This window comes from Mesorhizobium sp. M2A.F.Ca.ET.039.01.1.1 (assembly GCF_003998035.1).
In the GTDB taxonomy this organism is placed as follows: Bacteria; Pseudomonadota; Alphaproteobacteria; order Rhizobiales; family Rhizobiaceae; genus Mesorhizobium.
The window spans coordinates 1-3,922 of record NZ_RZRY01000586.1 but is presented as its reverse complement, the minus strand read 5'-3'; the positions used below and the strand labels follow the sequence as shown (position 1 = coordinate 3,922).

At 61.6% G+C, this 3,922-nt stretch carries 7 protein-coding genes; 6 read left to right on the top strand and 1 reads right to left on the bottom strand.

The genetic code is table 11. The features are described 5' to 3' along the window. The 4 genes from EOA24_RS42520 to EOA24_RS29840 form a co-directional block, all read left to right on the top strand. Nucleotides 1-271: hypothetical protein (locus EOA24_RS42520; protein ID WP_210213616.1), on the top strand; the 271-nt coding region annotated here is incomplete at its 5' end. Between the two features lie 102 nt (nucleotides 272-373). Continuing rightward, entirely contained in the window at nucleotides 374-634 is a 261-nt protein-coding gene (locus EOA24_RS29850) for a hypothetical protein (protein ID WP_189354350.1), read from the top strand. A 195-nt stretch (nucleotides 635-829) separates the two neighbouring features. Next, nucleotides 830-1,282: a hypothetical protein gene (locus EOA24_RS29845; protein ID WP_126080169.1), complete on the top strand. Its 453-nt coding sequence runs from the start codon at nucleotides 830-832 to the stop codon at nucleotides 1,280-1,282. Continuing rightward, the gene (locus EOA24_RS29840; protein ID WP_126080170.1) at nucleotides 1,282-1,770 is read left to right on the top strand and encodes a hypothetical protein; all 489 of its coding nucleotides are present in this window, start codon (nucleotides 1,282-1,284) and stop codon (nucleotides 1,768-1,770) included. The genes EOA24_RS29845 and EOA24_RS29840 overlap by 1 nt, the downstream gene beginning before the upstream one ends. A gap of 61 nt (nucleotides 1,771-1,831) precedes the next feature. Here EOA24_RS29840 and EOA24_RS29835 read toward each other — a convergent pair whose 3' ends face one another. After that, nucleotides 1,832-2,539, bottom strand: a complete 708-nt coding sequence (locus EOA24_RS29835) for a pyrimidine 5'-nucleotidase (protein WP_126063409.1) — start codon at nucleotides 2,537-2,539, stop codon at nucleotides 1,832-1,834. Nucleotides 2,540-2,688: 149 nt separating this feature from the next. Between EOA24_RS29835 and EOA24_RS29830 the strand changes: the two genes are divergently transcribed. Continuing rightward, nucleotides 2,689-3,450, top strand: a complete 762-nt coding sequence (locus EOA24_RS29830; protein ID WP_126080171.1) for a GGDEF domain-containing protein — start codon at nucleotides 2,689-2,691, stop codon at nucleotides 3,448-3,450. 130 nt (nucleotides 3,451-3,580) lie between these two features. After that, entirely contained in the window at nucleotides 3,581-3,895 is a 315-nt protein-coding gene (locus EOA24_RS29825; RefSeq protein WP_126080172.1) for a hypothetical protein, read from the top strand. The last annotated feature ends 27 nt before the right edge of the window (nucleotides 3,896-3,922 follow it).

The following is a 3,922-nucleotide window of genomic DNA, read 5'->3' as shown; positions in this document are numbered from 1 at the left end:
GCGCTGCTCTTCCTGCACGGCGATCAAGCGCCGCGCAAGCCTGCGGCGCAGGGCCCTATCGTCCTTACCTGTGGTCATACCCGCCCACATCAACCTTTCTCTTCCCATTGCCGTCGCGAGGATCGCAAGCCACCCGCGGGTCGGCGAGAAAAGGCATGAATGTTTGCGCAGTATACACCCGCCAGATGCCTTTATGCCTGTCAGTTTTTTCCTGATTGCTTCAACTTTTCCTGACATGGGGATCAGCAGAAAAACCGACAACCTCCGCTGATCAGCCCGAATGTATCGCCGCTATTTCTGCGTGCATCCTTCAAGCGTCCTCCCGGTCATCTTGAACTGCCCGGGAAGCTCAACGCAAACGAAGGAGAACGTCATGAGAAAGATCATCCTGGCCGCGGCCGTACTGTCGGCTCTGACCGGTACGGCATCCGCGCTTTCGATCGGCAGCGGCAATGGCAACGGCAACGGCAATGTCGGCGTCGGCAACGGCAACGGCAACGGCAACGCCAATACCGGCGCCTACAACGGCAACTTCAACGGCAACGGCAACTTCGGGTTCGGCAACGGCAACGGGAACGGCAACGGCAACTGGGGCGCCTGCAACGGCAACGGAAACGGCAACGCCACCCACTAGCGCCGACCAACCGCCAGCGTCGCCAAGTCGACGCTGACGCCTCTGGGATCGCCGAGCCACGCGCCCGTCCCCCGCGCAAAGGCTATCGCGACATGTCGCCGGCGGTCCCAGTCCTTTTCGAAGAATGGTCCTTTTCGAAACGGGGGCCAATTTCGAAAGCCCAATTTCAAGCTTAGCCATGGAAGGAGCTCGCAGATGAAACGCTACGTCATACCGGCGCTATGCCTGGGGTTGTTGAGTGCAACCGCGGCGAAGGCCGACACCACGACGGGCAGCCAGGCCTTCGGCATGTCGGCTGTCCAGGCGGCGGTCGGCAAATACGGCCAGGCCATCGGCTCGGACGTCAGGAGCATGAATCCGCTCGGTAACTTCGGCGGCAATCTCGGCTACAAGAACAGCGGCACCGGCAATGTCGGCGCCTTCAACAGCGGTACCGGCAATGTCGGCGCGTTCAACGGCAACAACAACACCTCGGCGACGAGCGGCAACGGCAACATCGGCTCCTTCAACGGCAACGGCAACACCGGCGAATACAACGGCAACAGCAACATCGGCGCCGGCAATGGCAACTTCAACGGCGGATCGTTCAACGGCAACGGCAATGTCGGCGCCTTCAATGGCAACTTCAACGGCCGGGGGAACCGCTGATGACCGGCCTGAAATCATCCGGGCCCGCCCGGCCCCGCGAGCGTCGGGTGGCGGCGAGGCTGCTTGGTGGCAACGGCCTCGCGCTCGGCACCCTGCTTGCCGCGTTGCTTGCCGCCGATGCCTCGACCCTGGTCAGGATTGCCGATCTTCCAATCGGCGCCGGTGTCGCCAACGGCCTTGGCAACACCGGAAATTTCAATGGCCTTGGCAATACCGGACATTTTAACGGCAATGGGAATGCCGGCAACTTCAACGGCAACGGCAACAGCGGCAATTTCAACGGCAACGGCAATGCCGGGAGCTTCAGCGGCAATTTCAATGGCGGCAGCTTCAACGGCAACGCCAATTGCGGCAACGGCCACGGCAACGGCTACGCGTCCGACGGCAACGGTACGGGAGCAGCCGGCAATCCGGACCTCTGCCGGTTCTTGAAGGAGCTGAACGGCCGGCTGGGACTGCCGCCCGGCACGATTCCGGATTTCGATTAGGTTCCGCAGTCCGCGCCAATAGTGCTCGCGCCGGGACAGCGTATAGGCAATCCGAAGTTGGTCAGGCCACCACGTCGACGATCGCGGTCAGGAAGCCGGCGAGATCGTCGGTGACGAAATCGACGTCGTCATCATTCGCCGGGTCGCGTTCCCAGATTTCCGAGAAGGTCGGTTCGAAATTGCGCGGCACCACCAGCACGGTCGTCATGCCGAGCGATTTCGGCACGGCCAGATTGCGCGCCAGATCCTCGAACATCACCGCATTGTGCCCGGTCACCGAGTGCAGTTCGGCGAAGCGTTCATAGGTCTGGCGCTCCGGCTTGGGATTGAGCCCCGCCGCGACGATGTCGAAGATGGCGTCGAAATGCTCCAATATGCCGAGCTGGCGCGCGGTGCGCTCGGCATGCCTGCGGTCGCCATTGGTGAAGATGAATTTGCGCCCCGGAAGCTGGCGGATCGCCGCGCCCAGCACCGGATCCGGCACCAGTCGCGAATAGTCGATATCGTGCACCTTCTCGAGGAAATCGTCGGGATCGATGCCGTGCCGCTTCATCAGCCCGTTCAGCGTCGTGCCATATTCCAGGTAGAGTTCCTTCTGCAGCTTGCGCGCGTCGTCGCGCGAAAGCGTCAGCAGCTCGCCGACATAGGCGGTCATCTTCACATCGATCTGCGCGAACAGGTTCGAGTGATGCGGATAAAGCGTGTTGTCGAGGTCGAACACCCAGTCCGTGACATGGGCAAAGCGGGCGGGATCGGGTGTCATTGTCATGGCTTCTTATGGCATGCCGGCGCTGAAGTTATCCACAACTTATGCGCGTCACGGTATGTGAAAATGGCGTCTCGCTTCAAATTTTAAAAGTTCCGGAAAGGTCGCCTTCAGCGCTTGCTGGCACAGAGGCTATCCCTTGGGAGCAAGTGATGAGCCGCATATTTCTAAAGGCCGCTACCGTAGCATTCGCTTCGGTCGCCGTCTCGCTGTTGTTGACGCTGATTGTGGTTCCGGCAATCGGCTTCCCGATGAGCCGCACGATCTGGCTGGCATCGACGCTATGCCCGCTCGTGCTCGCCTGGGCCGCCAGCGCGGGCAGCTTCTGGCACAGCGACCGGTTGCAGAACGCGCATCGCGAACTTGCCCGCGCCCACGCGCAACTCGCCGCGGCGCACAGGCGCCTCTCCGAAAAGGCAAGCCGCGACGACATGACCGGCATGCTCAATCGCGAAACCTTCTTTGCCGCGCTCGATGGGTCGCGGCGCAAGAGCGATCGTGGCGCGCTGCTCATTATCGACGCCGATCACTTCAAGAGGATCAATGACAGCTACGGTCATCTGACGGGGGACGAAGCGCTGCTTCTGATCGCCGGCGCCATCGAGCGTGGTGTGCGCAACGGCGACGTGCTCGGCCGCATCGGCGGCGAGGAGTTCGCGGCTTTCCTGGTCGGCGCCGGCGAGCGTGAGGCCAAGCATGTCGCCGAACGCATCCGTCGCGAGGTCGAGCTGATCCGTTTCCGCCCTACCGACGGGCGCACCGTGCCGCTCACGGTCTCGATCGGCGGCATAAGCTGCGGCGAAGGTGCAACCGTTTCCGATTTGATGCGCGCGGCCGACCGCAGGCTCTACGAGGCGAAGAACCGCGGCCGCAACCTTTCGATACTCGACCGCGAGCTTCCCGAAGCGGCTTGAGGCCCCTCGCGGGCGTCATGCATGTCGCCCAAAAGTGCGAAGCGGTTTTGGGGCAACGACATCGAAACAAAACTCAAAAGCCCGGCGCCTGAACCGCTCCAATGCGACGCGCTTTAGGAAAACCCTAACCATGTCCATATTCAACCGCGCTAAACTTCCGGGTGTAACGCCGTCTTCACCCGGGTTTGGCACGGAGTTTGGCCTCCTCGGCGGCATGTGTGCCGTTCAGGAACGGCATGCGTGGATCGAGCCCCCTATCGAAAGACGTATCATGAGCAGGTTCATAAGAAAAATATCGCGCCGCGTGATCCTGCAGGCCTTGATCACGTTGCCGGCACTGTCGCTGTTCCGCAACCCACCGGCCCCCGCCAACCCTGACGAGATCGACCGTGATGAAATCGTCGAGATCAACGGATGGATCCTGCGGCGGAGCGACCTCGCATGATCTTCGACAGCTACGAAGCCTATAAGC

Bases quoted from the DNA above. Each gene is read 5' to 3' on its own strand.
- EOA24_RS29840 (WP_126080170.1), top strand. From the start codon at position 1,282: ATGACCGGCCTGAAATCATCCGGGCCCGCCCGGCCCCGCGAGCGTCGG.
- EOA24_RS29825 (WP_126080172.1), top strand. From the start codon at position 3,581: ATGTCCATATTCAACCGCGCTAAACTTCCGGGTGTAACGCCGTCTTCA.
- EOA24_RS29845 (WP_126080169.1), top strand. From the start codon at position 830: ATGAAACGCTACGTCATACCGGCGCTATGCCTGGGGTTGTTGAGTGCA.
- EOA24_RS29850 (WP_189354350.1), top strand. From the start codon at position 374: ATGAGAAAGATCATCCTGGCCGCGGCCGTACTGTCGGCTCTGACCGGT.
- EOA24_RS29830 (WP_126080171.1), top strand. From the start codon at position 2,689: ATGAGCCGCATATTTCTAAAGGCCGCTACCGTAGCATTCGCTTCGGTC.
- EOA24_RS29835 (WP_126063409.1), bottom strand. From the start codon at position 2,539: ATGACAATGACACCCGATCCCGCCCGCTTTGCCCATGTCACGGACTGG.